The 22,394-nt window shown below is 70.3% G+C and carries 19 protein-coding genes; 12 read left to right on the forward strand and 7 right to left on the reverse strand.

Annotated elements, in window-relative coordinates:
• Positions 1-64: 64 nt before the first annotated feature.
• From ACTWPP_RS40710 to ACTWPP_RS40720, 3 genes are all read right to left on the reverse strand, one after another.
• Complete coding sequence (locus ACTWPP_RS40710; protein ID WP_443109821.1) at positions 65-376, reverse strand: hypothetical protein; 312 nt, start codon at positions 374-376, stop codon at positions 65-67.
• A 213-nt stretch (positions 377-589) separates the two neighbouring features.
• Positions 590-1,462: an acyl-CoA thioesterase II gene (gene tesB / locus ACTWPP_RS40715; RefSeq protein ID WP_443109822.1), complete on the reverse strand. Its 873-nt coding sequence runs from the start codon at positions 1,460-1,462 to the stop codon at positions 590-592.
• 161 nt (positions 1,463-1,623) lie between these two features.
• Complete coding sequence (locus ACTWPP_RS40720) at positions 1,624-3,699, reverse strand: ATP-dependent DNA helicase UvrD2 (RefSeq protein ID WP_443109823.1); 2,076 nt, start codon at positions 3,697-3,699, stop codon at positions 1,624-1,626.
• A 131-nt stretch (positions 3,700-3,830) separates the two neighbouring features.
• On the opposite strand from ACTWPP_RS40720, the gene ACTWPP_RS40725 reads away from it, so the two are divergent.
• Positions 3,831-4,109, forward strand: coding sequence for a mycoredoxin (locus tag ACTWPP_RS40725; RefSeq protein WP_443109824.1), 279 nt, complete (start codon positions 3,831-3,833; stop codon positions 4,107-4,109).
• Positions 4,110-4,273: 164 nt separating this feature from the next.
• Here the strand turns inward: ACTWPP_RS40725 and nudC are convergent, their stop codons facing one another.
• Positions 4,274-5,185 (reverse strand): NAD(+) diphosphatase, encoded by a 912-nt coding sequence (gene nudC / locus ACTWPP_RS40730; protein WP_443109825.1) that lies wholly within the window; start codon positions 5,183-5,185, stop codon positions 4,274-4,276.
• Between the two features lie 22 nt (positions 5,186-5,207).
• A complete protein-coding gene (locus ACTWPP_RS40735; protein ID WP_443109826.1) occupies positions 5,208-6,590 on the reverse strand; it encodes a dipeptidase in 1,383 nt (460 codons plus the stop codon).
• 150 nt (positions 6,591-6,740) lie between these two features.
• Here ACTWPP_RS40735 and ACTWPP_RS40740 point away from each other — a divergent pair, with 150 nt between their 5' ends.
• Positions 6,741-7,025 carry a DUF4031 domain-containing protein gene (locus ACTWPP_RS40740; RefSeq protein ID WP_443109827.1) on the forward strand — a complete coding sequence of 95 codons (285 nt, stop codon included), beginning with the start codon at positions 6,741-6,743 and terminating at the stop codon, positions 7,023-7,025.
• Here the strand turns inward: ACTWPP_RS40740 and ACTWPP_RS40745 are convergent.
• A complete protein-coding gene (locus ACTWPP_RS40745; protein ID WP_443109828.1) occupies positions 7,015-7,623 on the reverse strand; it encodes an HD domain-containing protein in 609 nt (202 codons plus the stop codon). The genes ACTWPP_RS40740 and ACTWPP_RS40745 overlap by 11 nt on opposite strands.
• A gap of 217 nt (positions 7,624-7,840) precedes the next feature.
• On the opposite strand from ACTWPP_RS40745, the gene ACTWPP_RS40750 reads away from it, so the two are divergent.
• The 4 genes from ACTWPP_RS40750 to ACTWPP_RS40765 are packed head-to-tail and all read left to right on the forward strand — an operon-like array spanning position 7,841 to position 13,342.
• Positions 7,841-8,986 carry a siderophore biosynthesis protein gene (locus tag ACTWPP_RS40750; protein WP_443109829.1) on the forward strand — a complete coding sequence of 382 codons (1,146 nt, stop codon included), beginning with the start codon at positions 7,841-7,843 and terminating at the stop codon, positions 8,984-8,986.
• Entirely contained in the window at positions 8,983-10,572 is a 1,590-nt protein-coding gene (locus ACTWPP_RS40755; RefSeq protein ID WP_443109830.1) for an IucA/IucC family protein, read from the forward strand. The genes ACTWPP_RS40750 and ACTWPP_RS40755 overlap by 4 nt, the downstream gene beginning before the upstream one ends.
• On the forward strand, positions 10,569-12,272 hold the full coding sequence (locus tag ACTWPP_RS40760; protein ID WP_443109831.1) for an IucA/IucC family protein: 1,704 nt from the start codon (positions 10,569-10,571) through the stop codon (positions 12,270-12,272). Before ACTWPP_RS40755 ends, ACTWPP_RS40760 begins: the two co-directional genes overlap by 4 nt.
• Positions 12,269-13,342, forward strand: a complete 1,074-nt coding sequence (locus ACTWPP_RS40765) for a type III PLP-dependent enzyme (protein ID WP_443109832.1) — start codon at positions 12,269-12,271, stop codon at positions 13,340-13,342. Before ACTWPP_RS40760 ends, ACTWPP_RS40765 begins: the two co-directional genes overlap by 4 nt.
• Positions 13,343-13,624: 282 nt before the next feature.
• Here ACTWPP_RS40765 and ACTWPP_RS40770 read toward each other — a convergent pair whose 3' ends face one another.
• Complete coding sequence (locus tag ACTWPP_RS40770) at positions 13,625-14,254, reverse strand: maleylpyruvate isomerase N-terminal domain-containing protein (protein ID WP_443109833.1); 630 nt, start codon at positions 14,252-14,254, stop codon at positions 13,625-13,627.
• Positions 14,255-14,593: 339 nt separating this feature from the next.
• Between ACTWPP_RS40770 and ACTWPP_RS40775 the strand changes: the two genes are divergently transcribed.
• The 6 genes from ACTWPP_RS40775 to ACTWPP_RS40800 all read left to right on the forward strand — a co-directional run bounded on the left by ACTWPP_RS40775 (position 14,594) and on the right by ACTWPP_RS40800 (position 22,369).
• Positions 14,594-14,764, forward strand: a complete 171-nt coding sequence (locus ACTWPP_RS40775) for a hypothetical protein (protein ID WP_443109834.1) — start codon at positions 14,594-14,596, stop codon at positions 14,762-14,764.
• Positions 14,765-14,876: 112 nt separating this feature from the next.
• Positions 14,877-15,371 carry a hypothetical protein gene (locus ACTWPP_RS40780; RefSeq protein ID WP_443109835.1) on the forward strand — a complete coding sequence of 165 codons (495 nt, stop codon included), beginning with the start codon at positions 14,877-14,879 and terminating at the stop codon, positions 15,369-15,371.
• Entirely contained in the window at positions 15,371-16,747 is a 1,377-nt protein-coding gene (locus ACTWPP_RS40785) for a hypothetical protein (RefSeq protein ID WP_443109836.1), read from the forward strand. The genes ACTWPP_RS40780 and ACTWPP_RS40785 overlap by 1 nt, the downstream gene beginning before the upstream one ends.
• Positions 16,744-18,279: a VWA domain-containing protein gene (locus ACTWPP_RS40790; RefSeq protein WP_443109837.1), complete on the forward strand. Its 1,536-nt coding sequence runs from the start codon at positions 16,744-16,746 to the stop codon at positions 18,277-18,279. Before ACTWPP_RS40785 ends, ACTWPP_RS40790 begins: the two co-directional genes overlap by 4 nt.
• A 137-nt stretch (positions 18,280-18,416) precedes the next feature.
• On the forward strand, positions 18,417-19,538 hold the full coding sequence (locus tag ACTWPP_RS40795; RefSeq protein ID WP_443109838.1) for an ATP-binding protein: 1,122 nt from the start codon (positions 18,417-18,419) through the stop codon (positions 19,536-19,538).
• A complete protein-coding gene (locus ACTWPP_RS40800) occupies positions 19,535-22,369 on the forward strand; it encodes a hypothetical protein (RefSeq protein WP_443109839.1) in 2,835 nt (944 codons plus the stop codon). Before ACTWPP_RS40795 ends, ACTWPP_RS40800 begins: the two co-directional genes overlap by 4 nt.
• The last annotated feature ends 25 nt before the right edge of the window (positions 22,370-22,394 follow it).

Consider the following 22,394-nt stretch of genomic DNA (forward strand, 5'->3'; position numbering starts at 1 on the left):
GGGCAAAGAAGAAGGCCGCGGATCCGGTCTGGATCCGCGGCCTGGGGGCTTGCCGGTCTATTCGCTAGACCGGTCGCCTCCAGGGATACGGACCCGACACGCCACCCTTGACGGTGACGCCCACGTGGGCCGTGGCCGGAGCCGGGACGTTCATGGCCTCAAGAATGTGTTCGAGGACACTTCGCCCCTGGTCGTCCTGGATGCTCTCCGCAAATTGCAGATCACGCAGATTCAGACCGCGCATGTCACGCATGACACGGGAATCGCGCTGTCGCACGCCGGACACCGCTGAATACGCGGCGGGGCCATCGGGGATCGAGACGCCAGGGCATGCGGCGGTCCAGGACGACGCGGATTTGATCAACGTGCTGATCACCGGACTGCACACCACCTCTCTGGCTACTCGGGCCGCACCGGCGGATCCAAGATCCACACCGGAGGGCCGGTTGATTGCTCGCGTTCGAGCGTACGGGGACTCCGCAGAATCAACAAGATATTTTTGACCTGCGGTTTTGTGGGTCACTTCACCTGTTTCCCGCGGAACCCGCGCCGTCCGGGGAGCGTCGAACACTCCCGGGAGGCCCACAGATCACTGCCGCGGCGCGTCCGCGACCCGGACGAGCCCCTCCTGCATCACGGACACGACCAGCTGCCCCGACCCGGTGAAGACCTGGCCGCGGGCGAGCCCCCGCGCACCGCCGGCGAACGGGGTGTCCTGGTAGTACAGCAGCCAGTCGTCGGCGCGGAACGGCCGGTGGAACCACATCGCGTGGTCGAGGCTGGCGCCCATCGTCCGCTTGTCCCCCCAGGCCAGGCCATGGTTGAGCAGGACGGTGTCGAGCAGCGTCATGTCCGAGGCGTAGGTCATCAGGCACACGTGCAGGAGCGGGTCGTCCGGCAGCTCACCGTCGACCTTCAGCCACACCTTCGACTCGGGGGTCGCCAGCGACGGGTCCTTGGCCGCCTCCCAGCTCAGCGGCGTCACGTGCCGGATGTCGAACGGGCGCCGCGTCACGAACTCCCGCGCGCCGGCCTCCCCGAACAGCGGCGTGAGGCGTTCCAGGCCGTCCGGCAGCGTCTCGGGCGCGGGGGCGTCCGGCATCGCCGCCTGGTGGGTCGGCCCCTCCTCGGCGATCTGGAACGACGCCGACAGCGTGAAGATCGCCTTACCGTGCTGGACGGCGGTGACGCGCCGCGTGGTGAAGGACCGGCCGTCCCGGACCCGGTCGACGGTGTAGACGATCGGGACGAGCGGGTCACCCGGGCGGATGAAATAGGCGTGCAGGGAGTGCACGGGCCGGTTCGCGGGCACGGTGCGCCCGGCGGCGACGAGCGCCTGCCCGGCCACCTGCCCCCCGAAGACGCGCTGCCGCCGCTCCTCAGGGCTGCGGCCGCGGAAGATGTCGTTCTCGATCTGTTCGAGGTCCAGCAGGTCCAGCAGTTCCTTCAAGGATTCCTTCACGGCCGCCAGTCTTCCGTATCCGGTGGTGTGAGCAGGATCTCATCCCCGCGGACCCCCAGCCGATGACCCGCCACGCGCCTCCGCGAGAGGCGGATCTCACCCAACCTCACACACCGCACAGCCCAGAACCACATCACCGCACCTGTCGCGCTTGCGGCTGCTCACGCGCCGCAGAGGCCGAGGACCGCGTCGCCGTACCGGTCGCGTTTGACCTTGCCGACGCCGGGGATCCGGGCCAGTTCCTCCATCGACTCGGGGCCGTGCTCGGCGATCGCCTGAAGCGTCGCGTCGGTGAACACCACGTAGGCGGGGACCTTCTGCTCGGCCGACACCTGGGCGCGCCATTCCTTGAGCGCGATGAGCAGTTCCTCATTGAGTTCGGACGGGCAGTCCTCGCAGCGGCCGAGCTTGCGTTCGACGGCGGCGGTCAGCGGGCGCCCGCACACGCGGCACGGCTGCGGGCCCTTGGCGGTACGCCGCTTCGTCCGGTCGGCGCGGGCGGGGGTGTGCGTGGCGGTCTTGCCGGTCAGTCCGTCCAGGAAGCGGGACGGGCGGCGGTGGCGCGACCCGCCGGGCGAGCGCGACAACGCCCACGACAGCGACAGGTGGACGCGGGCCCGCGTGACGCCGACGTACAGCAGCCGCCGTTCCTCCTCGATCTGCGCGGGCGTCTCCGCGTAGACGATCGGCAGGGTTCCATCGGCGAGCCCGACGAGGAACACCGCGTCCCACTCCAGGCCCTTGGCGGCGTGCAGCGACGCGAGTGTGACGCCCTCCAGCGGCGGCGCGTGCTGCGCCGCGGCGCGTTCTTCCAGTTCGGCGACGAAATCGGGCAGGCCCGCCTTCGGGTTGTCGGCGGCCATGTCCTCGGCTAGCTGGGCCAGCGCGGCGAGCGACTCCCAGCGCGCGCGGGCCGCACCCGCGCCTTCGGGCGGCCGGTCGGTGAACCCGGCCCCGGACAGCACGTGCCGGACGGTCAGTATCAGCCCCGTCCCGTCGGTCTCCGCGTCGGCGCCGGCCCGCGCCGCGCCGCGCAGCCTGACCACCGCCTCGCGGACCTCGGGCCGCTCGAAGAACCGTTCCGCACCGCGCAGCACGTAGGGGACGCCCGCCGCCGCCAGCGCCGCCTCGTACGTCTCGGACTGCGCGTTGATCCGGTACAGGATCGCGATCTCCCGCGCGGGGACGCCCTCGTCGACGAGCTTGCGCGCCCGCCGCGCCGCGTCGTCGGCCTCGGCGACCTCGTCGTCGTACTCGTTGAACACCGGCTCGGGGCCCTGTTCGCGCTGGGCCACCAGCTCCAGTTCGTGCCGGACGGCCCCGTCGCCCCTCGCCCGCCCGATCACCCCGTTGGCCAGCCGCACCACCTGCGGCGTCGACCGGTAGTCGCGGACGAGCTTGACGACCTTCGCGTCCGGGTGCTCGCGGGTGAAGCCGAGCAGGTGGGACGGGGACGCGCCGGTGAACGAGTAGATGGTCTGGTTGGGGTCGCCGACGACGCACAGGTCGTCGCGGTCGCCGAGCCAGGTGTCGAGCAGCATCTTCTGCAGCGGGTTGACGTCCTGGAACTCGTCCACGACGAAGTACCGGTACTGCTCGCGGACCTGGTTCGCCACCTCGCGGTGCTCGGTGAGGACGGCCGCGGTCAGCTCCAGCATCCCCTCGAAGTCGAGCAGGTTGCGTTCGCGCCTGAGCTGTTCGTACATCGCGTAGACGCGCGCCACGTCCACGATCTCGGCGGGCGGTTTCCGGCCGGCCTGGACGACCGCGGCCGGGTAGTCCTCGGGCCGGTGCTGGGTGACCTTCGCCCACTCGATCTCGCTCGCGACGTCGCGCAGTTCGGTCCGCCCGAGCGACAGCCGGCACGCCCGCGCCGCGTCCGCCACCAGGCCGATCTTCGAGTCGATGATCTTGGGTGGTTCGCCGCCGACGACGCGCGGCCAGAAGTAGGTGAGCTGGCGCAGCGCCGCCGCGTGGAACGTCCGCGCCTGCACGCCGGGCGCGCCGAGCTGCCGCAGCCGGCTGCGCAGCTCCCCCGCCGCCCGCGTGGTGAACGTCACGGCCAGCACCCGCTGCGGCGTCACCACGCCGGTCAGCGTGGCGTAGGCGATGCGGTGCGTGATGGCCCTGGTCTTGCCCGTCCCCGCGCCCGCCAGCACGCACACCGGCCCCTTCACCGCTTCGGCGACCGCCCGCTGTTCGGGGTCGAGTCCCTCCAGCACCGACTCAGCCAACATCCCCCCATACTCGCAGCCCGCACCACCCGTCACGGCCATCACGCCACCTGTGGACAAGTGGAATGAGAAGCGGGTGTCTACTGTTCTCCGGTAGGCAGATCGTACGAACGAACGAGGGAGACGACGGAGCGATGGCGACGCCGACGACCGACCGGGCCAAGGGCCCGACCGGCCAGCTCACCATGTACACGACGCCCTGGTGCGGGTTCTGCCGCCGGCTCAAGAGCCAGCTCGCCCGCGACGGCATCGAGATGGCGGAGATCGACATCGAGCGCGACCCGGCGGCCGCCGACTTCGTCATGAGCGTCAACGGCGGCAACCAGACGGTGCCGACGATCATTTTCCCGGACGGCTCCACCGCCACCAACCCCAGCGCGAAGGAAGTCAAGCGCCGTCTCGCGGAATGTTAGAACGAGCGCTGAGAAGAAGGCCCGCCGACCATGAGATCGACGGGCCCTTCCATTCCCGCGTGCGCGGGGAGCACTCATCGCCGATGGTCACCGTCGGCACTGTCTGGGGACCATCCCCGCAGTGGCGGGGATGTACGCACCGCTCACCATAGATGATCCCTCCGTCAGAACACCGGCATCTTCGGGAGGTCGCCGCCGTACCAGCGCATGATGAGCTGGGCGGCGATGGACAGCGGTCCGGGGGCGACGATGTCTCCGGCGTCGATGGCGGTGCGGAGTTCGCCGCGGGTGTACCAGGCGGCGTCCAGGATCTCCTCCGGGTCCGGGGTCAGCGGGACGTCGCCGTCGGCTCTGGCGGTGAAGCCGAGCATGAGGCTCTGCGGCAGCGGCCACGGCTGGCTGCCGAGGTAGCGGACGTCCCGGACCGGAACCCCGACCTCCTCCTTCACCTCCCGCGCGACGGCCTGTTCGAGGGATTCGCCCGGTTCGACGAACCCGGCGAGGATCGAGCGGCGGTCGGCGGGCCACTGCGGGCCGCGGGCCAGGAGTATCCGGTCGGCGTCGTCGGTCACCAGCATGATCACTGCGGGGTCGACGCGCGGGAAGTGCTGGGACTCGTCCTCGGGGCACACGCGCACGTGCCCGGCGGACGCCGTCCGCGTCTCGGCGCCGCAGCGCGGGCAGTACCGGTTGTTCCTGTGCCAGTGTTCCAGCGCCACGACGTGTGTGAGCAGGCCGGAGTCCCGGTCGTTCAGGAGGGCGCCGACGCGGCGGAGGCCGGACGGCCGCGTCCCCTCGATGGCGGGCAGCGGCCCGGACGTCCCGAAGTAGGCGGTGCCGTCGTCGTCCACGCCGAGGAGCCAGCGCTCGCCGTCCGGCGCCTGTTCCGCCGGGACGAAGACGAGCGCGGGGCTGGGCTCGTAGGTCACCAGCGCGCGGCCGTCCTGGACGACGAGGACGCGGGTCTCCGGTTCCGTCCAGGCGGCGTCCAGCCAGGCGTCGTCGCGGCGGTGCAGCGCGACCCTGTCCAGGGTTCCGCGCGCGAGCGCCAGCCACTCCAAGGGGCCGTCGGTCACGTTCTGCTCCTCTCCAGGGGTTTCAGCGCAGCGCTGTGGCGAGTTCTTCCCACAGGTACGCGGCGGCCTCGGCGCCCTTGAGGAGCAGCGGTATCTCGACCTTCTCGTTCGGGGCGTGGATGCGGTCGCCGTTCAGTCCGACCGCTACGAAGATCAGCGGTGCGTCCAGGATATCGGCGAGGTCGGCTTCGGGGCCGCTGCCGCCTTCGCGGGTGAACAGCACCTCGGTGCCGAACGCCCGTTCCATCGCGCGGCGCGCGGCCTTGACGCCGGCGGAGTCGATCGGCGAGAAGCACGGCCGGACGCCGCCCGATACGCGCACCTCCGCCTCGACGCCCGGCGGGGCGTGCTCGGCGACCCACGTCTTGAACGCCTCCTGGACCTTGCGGGGATCCTGGCCGGCGACGAGCCGGAACGACAGCTTGGCGTGCGCGTCGCGGGGGACGATGGTCTTGCCGCCGGGGCCGGTGTGCCCGCCCCACATGCCGTTGATCTCGGCGGTGGGGCGCGCCCAGATCCGTTCGAGGGTGGTGTAGCCCTTCTCGCCGTGCGCGGCGCGGCTTTCACCGGCGCTCCGCAGCCACTCGTCCTCGTCGAACGGGAGCCGCGCGAACAGTTCGCGCTCCTCGTCCGTCAGCGGGACGACGTCGTCGTAGAAGCCAGGGAGGGTGACGCGTCCGTCGGCGTCGTGCAGGGTGGCGAGCAGAGTCGCCATCGCCTGCAGCGGGTTCGGCACGGCGCCGCCGAACGAGCCCGAATGCAGGTCGGACGCCGGGCCGCGCAGCGTGACCGCCGCTTCGGTCAGCCCGCGCATCCCGGTGCACATCGACGGGACGTCCGCCGCCCACATCGTGGTGTCGCTGATGACGACGGCGTCGCAGGCGAGCCGGTCGCGGTGGGTGCGCAGCAGGGCGGCGAAGTGCACCGACCCCGACTCCTCCTCGCCCTCCACCAGCAGCTTGACCGTGACGGGCGGCCCCTGCCTCCCGGACGCGGCGAGCGACGCGCGGATCCCGAGCGTGTGGAAGAAGATCTGCCCCTTGTCGTCGGACGCGCCGCGCCCGATGAGCCGGTCGCCCGTCTCGACCGGCTGGAACGGGTCGGTGTCCCACTCGTCCAGCGGCTCGACCGGCTGGACGTCATGGTGGCCGTACACGACGACGGCGGGTGCGTCAGGATCGTCGGCGGGCCATTCGGCGTAGACGGCCGGGAGCCCGGGGGTCTCCCAGATCTCGACGGTGGGGAAGCCCTGGCCGCGCAGGTATTCGGCGAGCCACTCCGCGGATTTCCGCACGTCCCCGGCGTGCGCCGGATCCCCGGAGACGGACGGGATCGTCAGCCACTCCTTGAGGTCGGCGATGAACCGGTCCCTGCCGGCCTGGATGTGCGCGACCACGTCGTTCACTTTGATCCTCCGAAGGACGCTCCGGCGTTCAGGCCGGGAAGGAATTCGGACTCCGTCAGGAGCGGCCCGGCGCAGCCGGGTCTCTACTTCTCTCTCTGCCGCTCTGTCAGGCAGAGTAAGGGATCCTGGTCACTCGTCCCCGGAGCTCTCTTGATCCTCATCGATCCGCCGCTGTGGCCGGCGCGTGGCCGCGTCTGGTCGCACATGGTGAGCGACGTCTCGTACGAGGAACTGCACGCCTTCGCGGCGGAGTTGGGTATGCCGCCGCGGGCGTTCGAGCGTGACCACTACGACGTCCCGTCCGAACTCTACGAGGCGGCGGTGTCGCTGGGAGCGCAGGCGGTCGGCTGCCGGGAACTGCTGTCGCGCCTGACGGCTGCGGGTCTGCGCCAGCGGAAGGTGTACCGGCCGCGGGGCGCCGCCGCTAGGCGTTGAGGAGCGTCAGTTCCGTCTGGATGTTGGTCCGTGCGCGTTCTTCGAAGCGTTCGCGGGCCTCGGCCGTGTGGAAGAGTCTCGGCAGCGCGAGCAGGCCGTTGAGCACTTGGGCGCGTCCCGCGTGAAAGAACTCGTCCGGGACGAACGCGTACTCCTCGCGGACGGCGGCGGCGTAGACCGCGTACTGGCCGGGGTCCGCGCCGAGGATCGCGAGGTCGGCGTCGCACAGCACCTGGCCGTTCCGGTCGTCCTGGTCAGGCGCGTGCGTGGTGGTCAGCTCGATCAGGCGGACGATCTCCTCGATGTCCGGTTCCCGGAGGTCGGTGTCGGTGAGCATTCGGGCGGCGAGGCGGGCGCTGCGCTCCTCGTTGTCGGCGCGCTCGGGGTCGTAGACGGCGTCGTGGAACCAGGCGGCGAGGCGGACGAGGTCGGGGGCGGCGGCGTGCCCGGCCAGCTCGTCCACGAGGTCGAGGACGGCGGTGAGGTGGCGGCGCGTGTGGTAGCGGCGATGCGGCTCGCCGTAGCGCTTGTCCAGTTCCGTTCCGATATGTCTGGTGTGAGGCCCCGCGAGCGCGACCCACCGGTCGACGAGATCCATGGCCCCATCCTGTCGGATCGCCGAACGGGCCGGGACACGCGATGTCATCGTTCTTGCCTCCCGCGTGCGGCACCGCCACTATGGTGACAGCGAGTTAGGCAAGGCTTACCTCACTCACCGCTGCACCCACCTCACCGCCTCACCCAACTCACCGCCTGGCCTCGCTCACCGGCTCATCTCATCAACCGGCTCATGTCACGCACTGGAAAGGCCGATCGTGGCCGCCTCGCTCTATCTGGTCGCCGGGAAGACGACCGACTCGGTGACGCACGGGTTCCTGCCCGCCGCCGCGCGCCTGGGCCTCGACACCACGCTCCTGACCGACCGTCCGGCAGCCCACGCCGGAACGCACGACGGACCGCTCGTCGAATGCGACGTCTCCGACTTCCGCGAAATCATCGCCGCCGTCGACGGCGAGCCCGCGGCCATCTTCTCCAACAGTGACTTCCTGCAGGCACCCGCCGCGCTGGCCGCCGCCTATTTCGGGCTCCCGGCCAAGGACTGGCGAGCGGCGGCCCGCGCGAAGAACAAGGCGCTCATGCGGCGGCACCTCGCGTCCCTCGACCCGGTCTTCTCGGCCGACGCCCGCCGGGTCCCCGCGGACGCGCCGTATCCGCTCGTCCTGAAGCCCCGCGAGGGCGTGGCCAGCGAGGACGTGTTCCTCGTCCGGGACGCCGCCGAGCTGGCCACGCGACGCGACGAGATCGCCGCACACCGGGACGATCCCCTGGTGGCCGAGGAATACCTTCCCGGGCGACTTCACACACTGGAAACGCTGGGCGACGGGCGGGAACTGCGCGTCCTCGGCTCGTTCCGCACGACCCTCTCTCCGCCGCCCTTCTTCGTGGAGGAACGCCTGGAGTGGACGGCCCCGCCCCCGGAAACACCACAGATCCTGAAGCAGCTCGAAGCGCTGGGCGTCGGTTTCGGGGCCTGCCACACGGAATTCGTCGTCCACGACGGCCGCGCCCGCATCATCGAGGTCAACTACCGGCTGATCGGCGACCACTGTGACTTCCTCTTGGCCGACCTGCTGGGTGTGCCCCTGTTCGAGGAAATCCTGAACGTTCACCTGGGCGAACCCCTTCCGGCCTGGCACACCCCTCACCGAAGGCACGCCATCGCCGAACCGGTCATCGCCGACCGCTCCGGCAAACTCACGGCGGCTCCCGGCCCCCTCCAGATGGACGACGGCCCAGTGCGGCTGGCCTACCGCCCTCAGCGCTCGATAGGAGACACCGTCGCCGTCACCCGCACCAACCGCGACTATCTGGGCACGGTCCGCGCCATCGGTTCCGAGGCGGACGAGGTGAACGCCGCACTGGCGCGCTTCCGCGCCGCCCACGACTGGACGATCGCGTGACCGACGACGACATCGAGGGCCCACTCGCGGCCCGGGTCCTGGATGCGCTCCTACGCGAAAACTACGCGGGGCTGCACCGCTTCATCAGGCACCGGACGCTCGATCTGCCCGGTCGCCCCGTACGCCTTCTGGACGCGCGGCCGGCGTTCCTCTCGGAACTCGTCGTGGACCCGGCGCAGAACCTCAAACTGAGCGACGTGTTCACCGCCGTCCGCACACTGGCGGACCCACGCGACGACATATCCGCCTTCGAACGGGAATGCCTGGACGCCTTGGCGGCCATCAAGCTCCACAACGACGCGCGCCCGGCGGTGTTCCGGCGGCTGGCCCGCATCCCGCACGAACTGCGGACCGGCCCCGGGACGTTCTACGAGACGCTCGCCGCCTACAACGACCATCCGGTACATCCAATGGGCCGCAGCCGCGCGGGCCTGTCCATGGCCGATCTGAGCCGCTACGCGCCCGAGTTCGCGCCGTCGTTCCCGTTGCGCTGGGCGGCGGTGCGGAACCCGGCGCTGGCGGGGTCGCTCCCGGGCTGGTGGCCGGCCCCCGCCGACGTCGGCCTGGCCGCGCCCGCCGCCCCTGGGGCCTACGCCCTGTTCCCCGTCCACCCGCTGGCGGTGCGGTACGTGAACGGGCGTCCCGGCGCGGCCCTCGCCCCCGACCCGTACCTGCAGGTCACACCCACCCTGTCGATGCGGACCGTGGCGGCCACGCCGCTCGGGCACCTGAAGATGCCGCTGCCGACCAGCACCCTCGGCCTCCGCAACCGCCGCACGATCATGCCCGGCACCCTCCCGGACGGCGCGCTCGTCGAACGCATCCTGCGCCGCGTCCTCCAGCGGGAACCCACGCTTCCGGTGCTTCTCGCCGACGAGCAGACCTACGGCCACGCCCAGGACCCGCTCCTCGGCTACCTTGTGCGGCGCTTCCCGCCCGAAACCGCACACGCGCACATCGTCCCCATAGCGGCGCTGCTCGCCGAGGCCCCCGACAACGGTCACGTAGTAGAGGGCTGGGATATCGCGCCCCTCTTCGACACCTACCTATCGGCACTGTTCTCATGGAACGTCACACTGTTCCGCTACGGCATCGCGCTAGAGGCGCACCAGCAGAACGTCGCCCTCGTCCTGGACGACGCCCCGCCCCGCCTCCTGATCAAGGACAACGACGGCGCGCTGATCAACACGTCCCGGCTCCGCGACCGCCTCCCCCCGTCCCCCGGCACGGACCCGCGCGACCTCATCGACCGCAGGATGACGACCGATGACGACGAGGCCCTCGCCCGCGTCTTCGTCACCATCACGCTGCACCTGTGCGCCGCCGCCCCCGCCCTGGGACTGGCCGAACGCGGCCTCCTCCCCTGGCGCACCGGCCGCACGATGATCCGCGAGCGGCTCGACGAGGCCCTCGGGCCGGACGGGGCGTTCCTGCGCTCCCGCACGCTCGACGCGGACACGCTGCCGGGCAAGGCCATGGTCACCGCCGGAACCCTCGTCGACAAGGCGCGGACCGGCGCGGCCGACATCAACAAGCACTACGGCCCGCCAGGGCCGAACTACCTACGGGACACCACGTGCCCGTGACCCGAACAACACTCACCGACCACGCTCTGCAACCTGCGGGACGCGACGTGCCCGTAGCTCGAACCACCACACTCACCGACCACGCCACGGGACCCGACGTGCTGCTGACAGAACCCGGCATCTCCGCCGACGACGCCACCTCGACCGCGCTGCTGAACTGCCTGATCCGGGAGGTCTGCGCGCCCGAGCAGCAGGTATGGCCCGACGACGCGCACCTGGTGGCCCGCCTACCCCGCGCGGGCGTCGTGCTGCGCACGGGCCTGTCCCGTCCCCCGGTCGGACCCACCTACCGCCTGGCGCCGCCCTACGAGGAGCGGCGCGGGGACGAATGGATCGCGGCCCCTTGGGACAGGCTGGCGAACCTGGTGGCCGGCGAACTGGAACTGGCCACCGGCCGCGCGAACCCCGAATTCCTCACCCAGGTGGACGACAGCCACAACGCCTTGGCCTCGATCATCGCCGCACGCAGCGAACCTTCCGACAGCCGCTACATCGACTCGGAACAGTCCCTGGTGGCGGGGCACCGTTTCCACCCGTCCCCCAAGGCGCGCCAAGGTTCGCCGACAGACTGGCTTCAGTACGCCCCGGAAACGCGATCCCGGTTCCGTCCCTACTGGCTGGCCATCCCGGAAGACCTCATCGCCGAAGAAGGGGACCCGGACGCGTTCAAAGCCCTGGAGCCATACGGGCCCTCGTCCCCGCCCGGCCGCAGACTGCTCCCCGTCCACCCATGGCAGTTCTCCCTGATGGCGGACGACCCCGTCCTGCAGGAGGCCCTGGCGCGGGGCTTGCTGCTCAACCTCGGCCCGTCCGACATCGAAGCGGTACCCACATCGTCCGTCCGGACGGCGTATCTGCCGGACGCCGACATGTTCTGCAAGTTCAGCCTGGACGTGCGCATCACCAACTGCGTCCGCAAGAACGCCTGGTACGAACTGACCGGGGCGATAACCCTCAATGAGCTGCTCCCGCCCATTTTCAAAGAGCTGAATTCCACGCTCCTCGCCGAACCCGCCTACCGCAGCACCACCCTCGCCGACCGCCGCCTGTACGAAGGCTTGGGCGTGATCCTGCGCCAAGGCGTCAAGAACCTCCCGGGCACACCACTCCTGGCCGGCGCACTGGCCGACCCCTACAACACGTTCCTTGCAGACCTACCGGCCCTGTCGGCGCCCGACAGCGCCCAAGCCTGGTGGGACGTCTACGTGGCGCAGGTGGCACCCCCGGTCCTGCGCGCCTACCTGGATCACGGCGTCGTCCTGGAACCCCACCTCCAGAACGTCCTCATCTGCGTGGACGCCGACGGCATGCCCATTCACACGGCGTTCCGCGACCTGGAGGGCACAAAACTCACCGCAGGCCACTGGGATCTGGCTCATCTCCCATCCCGCGTGGCCGAAAACCTCACCTACGCCCCGGACCGAGGCTGGAACCGCGTCGTCTACTGCCTGGTCGTCAACCACCTGACCGAAATCGCGGCCGCGATAGCAGACCTGCACCCACCGCTAGAGCAAACGCTCTGGCAGACAGCGAGAAAGCATTTCGCCGCCCACGACCACCACCCCCAGATAAAGGCTCTCCTGGCGGGAGTGCCGCTGCCCGCCAAGGCGAACCTCCGCACCCGCTGGTCACGTACGGCCGACCGCAGCGCGACCTACGTCACCGTCCCCAACCCGCTCGCCGCACCCCGACCGCTGTGAACGAGTACGCCGTCAACCTCGGCAGCTACCCGGCCTACATCTACGACCTGCCCGGCCTGGACGCGCACGCCGCAGAAATCCGCGCCGCCCTCCCCAACACAGAACTCTTCTACGCCGCCAAGGCCAACCCGGACGCCGAGATCCTCCGAACTCTGGCCCCACACGTGGACGGCATAGAGGTCTCTTCCGGCGGGGAACTCTCCCACGTCCGAGCAACCCTGCCCGACACCCGCATGGCCTTCGGCGGCCCAGGCAAGACGACCGAAGAACTCGCCCTAGCCCATCACCTCAACGTCGACCGAATCCACGTGGAGAGCCCGCGAGAACTGTCGCGCCTCCCCGGCCCGACCAGCGTCCTTCTACGGGCCAATCTGCCTCTCAGAACCCCGAACGCCGCCCTCACCATGAGCGGCCCCTTCGGCATGGACGAGCCCACCCTCAACGATTGCGCCCGCCACATAGCCGAGGCACCCCACATCGAGCTCCGCGGCATCCACGTCCATCTGGCCTCCGGCCTGGACGCCCCTGCAATGCTCGACCTGGCCACCCAGATAAGGGATTGGGCACTTTCCTGGCTGGAGGCCCACGGAGTAAGCGACCCGGAACTCAACATAGGCGGCGGCATGGCCGTCGACTACGCCGAACCCGACACCCGATTCGACTGGCAGACCTACGGCCAGGGCCTCCCCGCAACCCCGCCCCTCCGCATCGAACCGGGGCGCGCCCTAACGGCCTACCACGGCTGGTACGTCACCGACGTCCTGGACGTGAAAACCACCCATGGCGACACCTACGTGATCCTTCGAGGCGGCACCCACCACCTGAGAACCCCGGTGACGAAGGGCCACGACCACCCCTTCAAGGCCCTCACCGCAAGCGGCCCGGAGGAAAGAGCGACCCTGGTAGGCCAGTTGTGCACACCCAAGGACGTCTTCGCCCGCGACGTCCTCGTCCCGCGCCTGTCCCCCGGCGACGTGATCGCTTTCACCATGGCCGGCGCCTATGCCTGGAACATCTCCCACCACGACTTCCTCATGCACCCGAAACCAACGTTCCACTACCTACGCTGAGCCGTCGCCAGAATGGATGATCGACACGATTCCCAACGACGCCTCCACAAGCGCCCGGTCGCCCTCAATTCGAACAAGCTCAGCAGCACGACCCGGGGTGATACCACGGGTGCACAGCCGCCAAGCGGTATCAGCATCGAGTTCGAGCAACCCCGCGGGACGGGCATGCGTCTCCCGCCGCAGCACCCAACGATCGGGCCCGCGAACGCAGGAGCCCCATGAACGCGGCCTGCTGCTCCGCGAACAACGGACGGACGTCAATGGGCGGACCGAGCCAGGCGGTCATGTGCGAACCAACCCGTCCCAGCGCCACGACGTAAGGCGCGAACGACCTGGGAGCTCCGCACGGCCCGTCGCCCAGAGCAGCGTCGCCCATGGGGCCGTGTCACGCGGTGCATCTGGGAACAGCCGTCCAAGCACACGCGAACACAGATCGGCGGGCGGCTCCCATGGCAGCCCGAGCCCATCCGCCAGGTCATGCGTGTGGACGAGGATTTCCACGATGCCCATCGCGGCGAAACCCTCGGGGTCCGACGCCCCGAATACATGATGGGCCCGCACGTCCGGCGGCGTACTGCGCACCATCGCGATGAGCAGCCCGCCGCACGCCTCCAGCACCTGCAGGAGCCCAGCGGGCCCCGCCCCACGGTTCGCGTGGACGGCGTTCGCGGGACCACCGGCCCTCCGGCTCTCCCACACGAACGGCACCTCACCGTCCATCGGCGGCGTCTTCGGCCCCAACTGGGCGGCGTAGGCGAACAGGTCGTCACTCAGATGCTCGACGGTCTCCCAGCAATCCCATTCGAGCGTCCCCGCCTTGGCGTCCCAGGCCCCCGACGGCGCCTTCCGCAGCACGGCGACGGCACGCTGAACGGCCAGGTCCAAATCGTCAGCGGTCACGGCATCAGGCATGAGCCGACGTTACCCGCCCCTTGATCCATCGAGAACGAACCCCGACCGGACGCCCGTCCTCCCCACCTCGTGCAACTGTCGCCCAGGCCGGCCTGGCCGCCTATCCGACCTCCCGGCCTCTCGCCTCATCCAGCAACGTCGGCCTCGCTCCCTAACGATCTCCGACGGTCGTGTCGTCCCGGCCGTCAGCGTCGACAGGTCCGCTCGCCGGATGGCGATGGCGCCATGGTTCCGACCGCCGGTCGGGCCGGACGATGTACCAGGCTCCGGACGGCGTGATCCAGATCAGCCGCCTACGCGTGGCGGCAGACCGGGTTCTTCCTGTCGCTGTGCAGGCCCATGGACCACTTCGCCGTCGTCGCGTGGATGCAGGACGACGAGCTAGACCGGCACCCCGCGCATGCCGTCCGGCGGCTCGATCCGGTCCTCGCCGGGCTCCGGCATGTGCTCGACTGCGGCCGGCCGCCGCCTCCTCGGATGGACCACCGGAAACACCGGATGACGTCCTGACCGCGGTTTTCACGAACGGCGGCGGAATGTCGGTGGGCGCTGCAAGGCTGTGCCGCACCTGACCGGTCCGGTCGGGTTCATGATCGGCCGTGCCGAGGTGCCTGGAGGTCAATTGGACGCGGGCAATGCCGTGTGGGAACGGCGGAGCGGGGTGCGCGTGGTGCCGCCCGTCCAGCCGCGCAAGCTGGCGAAAGTGCCGTTCGTCGAGATGGCGGACGGGCGATTGCAGGGAGTCGTGTCGAGCGGTTCGGACATCGCGCGGGTGTACGTGTCGTCGATCGCGTCCGGTACCCACGGGCTCAGCTGCAGTACCAACAACAACCGGCCGTGCGGCGGGTTGTCGGGGTCGTATCCGTGTAAGCACTTGCACGCGCTCGTCACGGAGGCCGTCCTGCAGTACGGGGTGGAGCGGGTCGCCCGGTACCTGAAGGCCGAGGTGGACGAGGGCGGTGATCTGCTGGGCTCCCTGGACGGGCAGAAGGAGCAGGCGCCGGCGGCCGTGGTGTTCAGCAGGTTCCTCCGGCATCTGGCCTACCTGGAACTGCCGTCGACGACGGCACCGCTGGTCGAGATGCAGTGGTTCCCGGCCACGGGGGCGGTGCGCTGATGCTCGGGGTACAGCTCGGGGAGCTGGTCGGCGGAACACCGCCGGGCGTCGATGAGGCACTCGACGTCGTCGCCGGGTTCGATGAGGCGCTCGCGCACGGGTTCGGGCGGCTCGGCGAGGAGCAGGGCGCGGCGCTGGCCGCGGTCGCCGGGGCGCTGGCCGGGTCTCCCCTGGGCGGCCCGGTGGCGGAGGCGGTCGAGAAGGTCGCCGCCGGGTCCGTCGCGGACACGCATCTGGTGACGCTGGCTGGGGCGCGCACCGCCCTGTTCGGTGCCGTCCATGATGCGCTGGCCGGACGTCTCGACGCGGCGCTCGGTCGGTCCCGGAGCGAGTGGGAGGACGCGGGCCCAGGCGCGGCGGAGGCCGAGAACCTGCTCAGCGGGTGCCGGTCGTGGCTCAGCGAGCTGGCCATCGCGGGCTGGCGCGGCGTCGACCACGATCTGGTGTCGGCGTCCGACCAGACGATCGAGGCGGCGCTGGCCGAGCCGCGGCTACGGGGGCTGGGCGTCCTGCTGGACGGTCTGGCGGCCGAACTACGGGCCTCCTGTCCGGTCGCGACGATGGAGCGGCTTCCGGCGCGGCGCTGGAGCGACCTGTGGGCTCGCGGAATGCTGCTGTCTCATCCAGGCACGCCTGGCGGGGCGGCCGAGACCGTGTCGGGGCGGCTGCTCCTTCTGGGTGTGGACGTCCATGAGCACGCGACGGCCGTCCAGGTACAGGCCCACGCGCTACTGGAGTCCGCGGGAGAGCGGCCCCGGATGGTGCGGGTCAGTGTGGGTGCGGCCAAGGTCGACACGATCGTCGGGTCGGCCGTGTGGCGGCTGCTCGGCGACCATCCCGTCCTGCTCGGCGCACTGGCCGAGCAGCGGACCCTGGACGTCGAGGGCCTGCCCCTCATCGGCGGGGACCTGGTGTGGGACGACGGCCGTGCGAAGGCCGGCGACGTCGCCGATCCATTCGCCACGGCCCGTGTCCAACTCGGTGAGGCGCTCGCCCCTGCCGTCCAGCCGCTCGACCGTCATCCCGTGCGGATCGCCGAGCCCGTCCTGCTGGAGGGCTACACGGTCAACGGAACGGCACTGGAGCTGGACGGCCGGACCCTCGGCATCGATCTGGACCGGCTCCCGGCGAGCGGTCCCCTGACTCCCGAACTCGTGGCCGCGTCGTCGGCGTGCATCGGGCTTGTCCGGTGGGACGGCCGGTGGACGGTGCAGCCCCTCGCCGTCCAGGCGACGGTCAAGAAGAAACCGGTCGAGGCGCACAACGGTGACTGGGCGCTCGGCCCCACCGATCCCAAGGTCGTGAAGGCGGAGGCACGCTCGGGCGACGCCGTGGCCGTGCTGCGTGAGCGGGCGGGACGGTTGCTGCGGAAATGACCACCCAGAACGCACAGGACACACAGGACATCCGGGAACCGGGTGCCCAGGGCTCCGAGGCGAACAGGCGGCAGGTCCTTTACTGGCGTCTGCTGGCGCGCGTGTTCGATCCGGAGGAGCACCCGTCTCTGGAGTCGGCGAGCGTCGCGATCGTGGACGACCTCGACCTCCCACCCGCGCTGCTCGACCCAAGCGTGTCGGTCGACAACCTCGTCCAACGCTTCCCCGCCCTGGCCGCCGAGTTCGAGGACTTGGCGAACTCCACAGCCACCACCGGCAGCACCCCCACCGCCGACACCGCCACGAACACCGACCCGCCGAACGCCGACACCACCAACGACGACACCACGAACGATGGCAAGTCGGGCAGCGAGACGGCGGGCAGCGACGCCGCGGACAGCGACGCGAAGGGCGGTTCCGCGGCGAACGCCGGCGGAGCGGACGCCGACACAGCGAGCAGCGGCGCGGAGAGCGGTGGTACGGCCGGCGGCGGAGGTGAGGTGCGGCGGGCGGCGTTGATTTCGAAGCTGCTGCTCAACACGTTCCAGACCGGCAGTGGCGGCGTGACGGCGAACCAGCTCGGGACGTGGCAGAAGGACGCCGGATGGTTGAGGCAGGCGCTCGGTGAAGAGGGTGCGGGCGAGGTGTCGGGCGTCCTGGCGGAGCTGGAGGGTGAGCTCGTCAGCCGGATGCGGCTCAGGGAGGTGCTGGCGGATCCGAAGCTGGCGAGCCGGCTGACCCCGAGCATATCGCTGATCGAGCAGCTGCTGCGGGACAAGGCGAACCTGTCGGGGGTCGCGCTCGCCAACGCCAAGTCGCTGATCCGCAGGTATGTCGAAGAGGTCGCGCAGGTGCTGCGGACGCAGGTGCAGCAGACGAGCGCGGGCACCGTCGACCGGTCGGTGCCGCCGAAGCGGGTGTTCCGCAACCTCGACCTGGATCGGACGATCTGGAAGAACCTCACGAACTGGAGCCCCGAGGACGAGCGGCTCTACGTGGACAAGCTGTTCTACCGGCACACCGCCAAGCGCACCACGCCCGCGAAGCTGATCGTGGTGGTGGACCAGTCCGGGTCGATGGTCGACTCGATGGTGAACTGCACGATCCTCGCGTCCATCTTCGCGGGGCTGCCGAAGGTGGACGTCCATCTGATCGCCTACGACACGCGGGCGATCGACCTGACGCCGTGGGTGAACGACCCGTTCGAGGTGCTGCTGCGGACGAATCTCGGCGGCGGCAACGACGGCCCGGTCGCGATGCAGATGGCACGGCCGAAGATCACCGATCCGCGCAACACCGTGATGGTGTGGATCTCCGACTTCTACGAGTTCGACCGGTCGCAGCCGCTGTTCAACGGGATCGAGGCGGTGCACCGGTCGGGGGTGAAGTTCATCCCGGTCGGGTCGGTGAACAGTTCCGGGACGCAGATCGTCAACCCGTGGTTCCGGCAGCGCTTCAAGAACCTCGGCACACCCGTGATCTCCGGAAAGATCCAGAAGCTCGTGTTCGAGCTGAAGAACTTCCTCGCATAACCGCACTCCCCTGAACTCCCCTGAACTCCCCCGCACTCCCCGCAGGCTCACGCTCCCCACCCCCGTAACCCCACCCACCCGAACCATCCTGCGCTTCACGCAAGCAACGCTGCAGTCACGCTGAAAGGTAGGCGACGATGTCCGACGAGATGCTCCGCGCCCCGGCCGAGGTGAAGTACGCCGAGGAGCTGGACTGGCTGGAGTCGATCGATGACGGGCCCAAGCCGTTCGCGTGGCGGCTCAGCCCGAAGATGGTGCGGCTGTTCGTGCTCGGGTCGGAGCGGTCGGACGGCCTGGAGCGGGAGGTGCCGCAGAAGTGGTTCGGTGACCGCAGCTTCGTCGAGCGCAGCATCGTGACGCTGGCGTCCGACCGGGGGCTGCTGCTGATCGGCGATCCGGGCACCGGGAAGAGCTGGCTCGCCGAGCTGCTGTCCGCCGCGATCTGCCGGAACTCGACGCTGGTCGTGCAGGGCACGGCGGGCACCACCGAGGACCACATCAAGTACTCGTGGAACGTCTCCATGGTGATCGCCAAGGGGCAGTCCAGGGCGTCGATGATCCCCTCACCGATCATGACGGCGATGGAGTCGGGGGTGATCGGCCGGTTCGAGGAGCTGACCCGCTCGACCAGTGACGTGCAGGACGCGCTGATCTCGATCCTGTCGGAGAAGTACGTGTCGATCCCGGAGCTGGACGACGACAACATCGTGTTCGCCCAGCCCGGCTTCTCGATCATCGCGACGGCCAACAGCCGGGACCGGGGCGTCAACGACCTGTCGTCGGCGCTGAAGCGGCGGTTCAACTTCGTCCGCATCCCGGTGGTGACGAACAAGCGCAGCGAGGCGGAGATCGTCCGGTTCCGCACGTCGGAGCTGCTGCGCCGGCATCAGATCGAGCTGGAGCTGCCGCCGACGCTGCTGGACGTCCTGCTGCAGAGCTTCGCCGACCTGCGCGCCGCCGCCGCGTCCGCCACGAGCGACGACGAGAAGCTCGAGTCGGCGTTGTCGACGGCCGAGCAGATCGGTGTTCTGGAGGACGCCATCCTGCACAGCCAGTTCTTCGGTGACCGGACGCTGCGGCCGGAGACGCTCGGCGGTTCGCTCGTCGGGTCGCTGGCGCGCCGCACCCCCGAGGATCTCGCCATCCTGAACAAGTTCTGGCACGGCGTCATCGAGCCGCGCAGCAAGCACGACGGGGAGGGCGGGCCATGGCGGGGTTTCCTTGAGGGTGGCCGCGACGCGATCTCGACGCTGTCATGAGCGAGCGGACCGCACCCGCCGGTGTCTTCGGGGCGCTGCGGGAGCAACTGACGGGCGCGGCGCACGCGTTCGGCGGCGACTCGGTGTCGGGGATCCTTTCGGGGCTGGTGGACGACGTCGACCGGGCGTTGCGGGAGAAGCTGGAGATCTTCCCCGTGTGCCATCATTCGCCGGCGTCGGCGGTGGCGATGGCGCGGCGGCTGCACGACAAGCGGCCGTCGGTCATCTACCTGGAGTTGTGCGAGGATCTCGCGCCGCTTCTCACGGAGCTGCGGAACTGCCGGCTGCCGGTGGCGTTGCAGGCGTTCGCCACCGAGCTGGACGGATTTCCGGCCGCGTGGTCGCCGTTGAGCGTCGTCGCGCCGATCACGGAGGCTTCGGCGGAGTATCAGGCCATCTCCTACGCCCTCGACACTCCGGGGGTCGAGCTGGTTCTCGTCGACCGTTCCACCGACCACGTCTTCCAGTGGGACCCGCGGAAGGACGCCGCGGGCGACGCGGACACCGCGGACGAAGCCGGCGAGGCCGAGAGCTCCGAGAGCGAGGCGGACGGCGACGGGGCGCTGCACGGGGATTCCGTGGGGGTCGAGATCGGTGACCTGCGTCCCCGGTTCGCCGAGCTGGAGGCGCATCTGCTGCACCACGGGAAGGTGCGGCACTGGTCGGAATGGTGGGACCAGTACGTCGAGCAGCCCCTCACCGGTGCCGACTACGACACGTACCGGCAGGTCATGGTGCTGGTCGGCAGCTTGTTCCGGCGGCTGCGGCCCGAGGGCGACGAGCGGCAGGAGCTGGACGAGAACCGTGAACGGCACATGTGGACGCGGATGCGCGAGCATCTGGCGGCGACCGGAGCCGACCCGTCCGACTGCCTGTACGTGTGCGGGGCGTTCCATGCGGCCAGCCGTGTCGAGCAGTTCGGGCTGGCGTCGGACGCGGAACCGTTCGACATCACGCCCCCGACGTCCACGCGCTGGCAGTACGGGCTGATCCCGTCGAGTCATTCGGCGATCGAGGCGCAGTTCGGGCTGGCGTCGGGTGCGGTGTCGATCGCGGCGGCGACGTGGGCGAAGGCCCTGAAGCGGAGCGGTGTGAAGCCGTTCCGTCTCGAAGGGCAGAAAGGCGCCGCGAAGCCGTCCAAGGGCAGGCGGCCGACCAAGGGCGGAAAGCCGGTCGACCGCGAGGAGGACCCGCCGGTCGCGGATCGGCTGTCGGGGTTCCTGGCGAGCCCGCCCGCGCTGGACGATCTCGACGAGGCGGAGCTGCTCGGCTGGTGCGTCGACATCGTCCGGCTGGCGCGGCGCAACGGGTACCTGGCGAGCACCGCCGACGCCATCGCCGTGTTCGAGACGTCCGTCCTCCTCGCGGGGATGCGGGGGCGGGCGCGTCCGACGCCGTACGACTTCCAGGACGCGGCGATCACCTGCATCGAGAAGGACGCGGTGCCGGGGCGCCGGGACGTGCGGCGGCTGTGCGAGATCCTCCTCGGCGGCGACCGGATCGGCCAGGTCGGCTACGAGTCGCTGCCGCCGCTGGCCCGCGACGTGCTCGACAGGCTTGAGCCGCTGGGCCTCGACCTGGAGAAACGCACGATCCAGCGGGCGCTGCTGGATCTGAACGCCGACCCGCGTCTGGTGCCGTGCTCGGAGCTGCTGTGGGTGCTGCGGCGGCTGCTGCCGGACGACGCGGTCAGGCCGATCATGGGTTCGCGGAAGCTGGGCGAGCGGTCGATCCAGGAGAGCTGGGACCTGGCGATCGGCCGTAACCAGCGGGCGCTCGTCGAGCTGGGGTACGAGGGCGTCACCGTCGAGCAGGTCCTGGAGCAGCGGCTCCGCCGGTCGGTGTGGGATCCGAGGGCCACCGCCGCCGTCGCTTTGCAGGCGGTCGAGGACGCCATCCTGTATCTGGGCGGACGCCGGTTCGTCGACGAGCTGGGCGCGCGGGCGGTGGAGCTGCTGGCCGCCGAACGGACCGTGGACGACGCGCCGGAGGTGCTGCGGCGGGTACGGCGGCTCCTGGCGCACTACCGGGCGACGGAGCCGGAACTGCCGGAATGGTGCCAGTCGTTCGTCACGGCCGGGTACGCGCATTACTGCACGCTGCTGCCGACCGCGTTCCTGGACGAGGACACCGGTGTCCGGCAGGTCGCGGCGATGCTGGGGTTCCTGTTCGGGATGGAGAGCCTGGCCCTGTCGCTGGGCTGCGATCACGCGCAGCTCGAGCTGGCGGTGCGGCAGTCGCATCCGGAGGCGCCCGCGAAGGTGGCGCTGCTGTGGGCGGCGAAGTCGCAGCTCGGCCTGATGCCGCTCGCGGAGCTGCGGGAACGGTGTGACGAGCTGCTCGCCAACCCGCTCGTCATCCCGGCGTTCCCGCACTACATGAGCGGGTTCGTCCAGGCGCTGGAGCCGGCGCCGACGCTGGCGCCGCTGGTGGTGGAGGTGATGTCGAAGGCGTTCGCGCGGCTGCCCGACTCCGTCCTGCTGCCGTGGCTGCCGCAGCTGATCACGACGCTGCGCAAGCATGCGCGGGAGCTGGTGCCGGTGCTCGTCCGGGAGGCGGCCCGCACGTTCCCGGCGACGCTGGACGGCGTGGACTCGTGGGTGCCGCCGTGGGAGCGGCCCGCCGCCGCACCGGTGGCGGCGCCGACCGCGTCCGGCCCCGTTTCGGCGCTGCTGGCCGCAAACCCCGCCGCCTGCGACGCGGTGGCGGCACTCCTGGGTCATCCCGCGGAGTGGACCGTGTCCACCGGGCCGAGCAACGGGGAGGTGAAGGCACTGGTCGGACACCATCCCGCGACCGCGGACGCGGTTGCGGCACTGCTCACCGCCTGAACCGCTCACCCCCCTGAACCATCTG

Source organism: Actinomadura sp. 3N407, assembly GCF_052245875.1.
Taxonomy (GTDB): domain Bacteria; phylum Actinomycetota; class Actinomycetes; order Streptosporangiales; family Streptosporangiaceae; genus Spirillospora.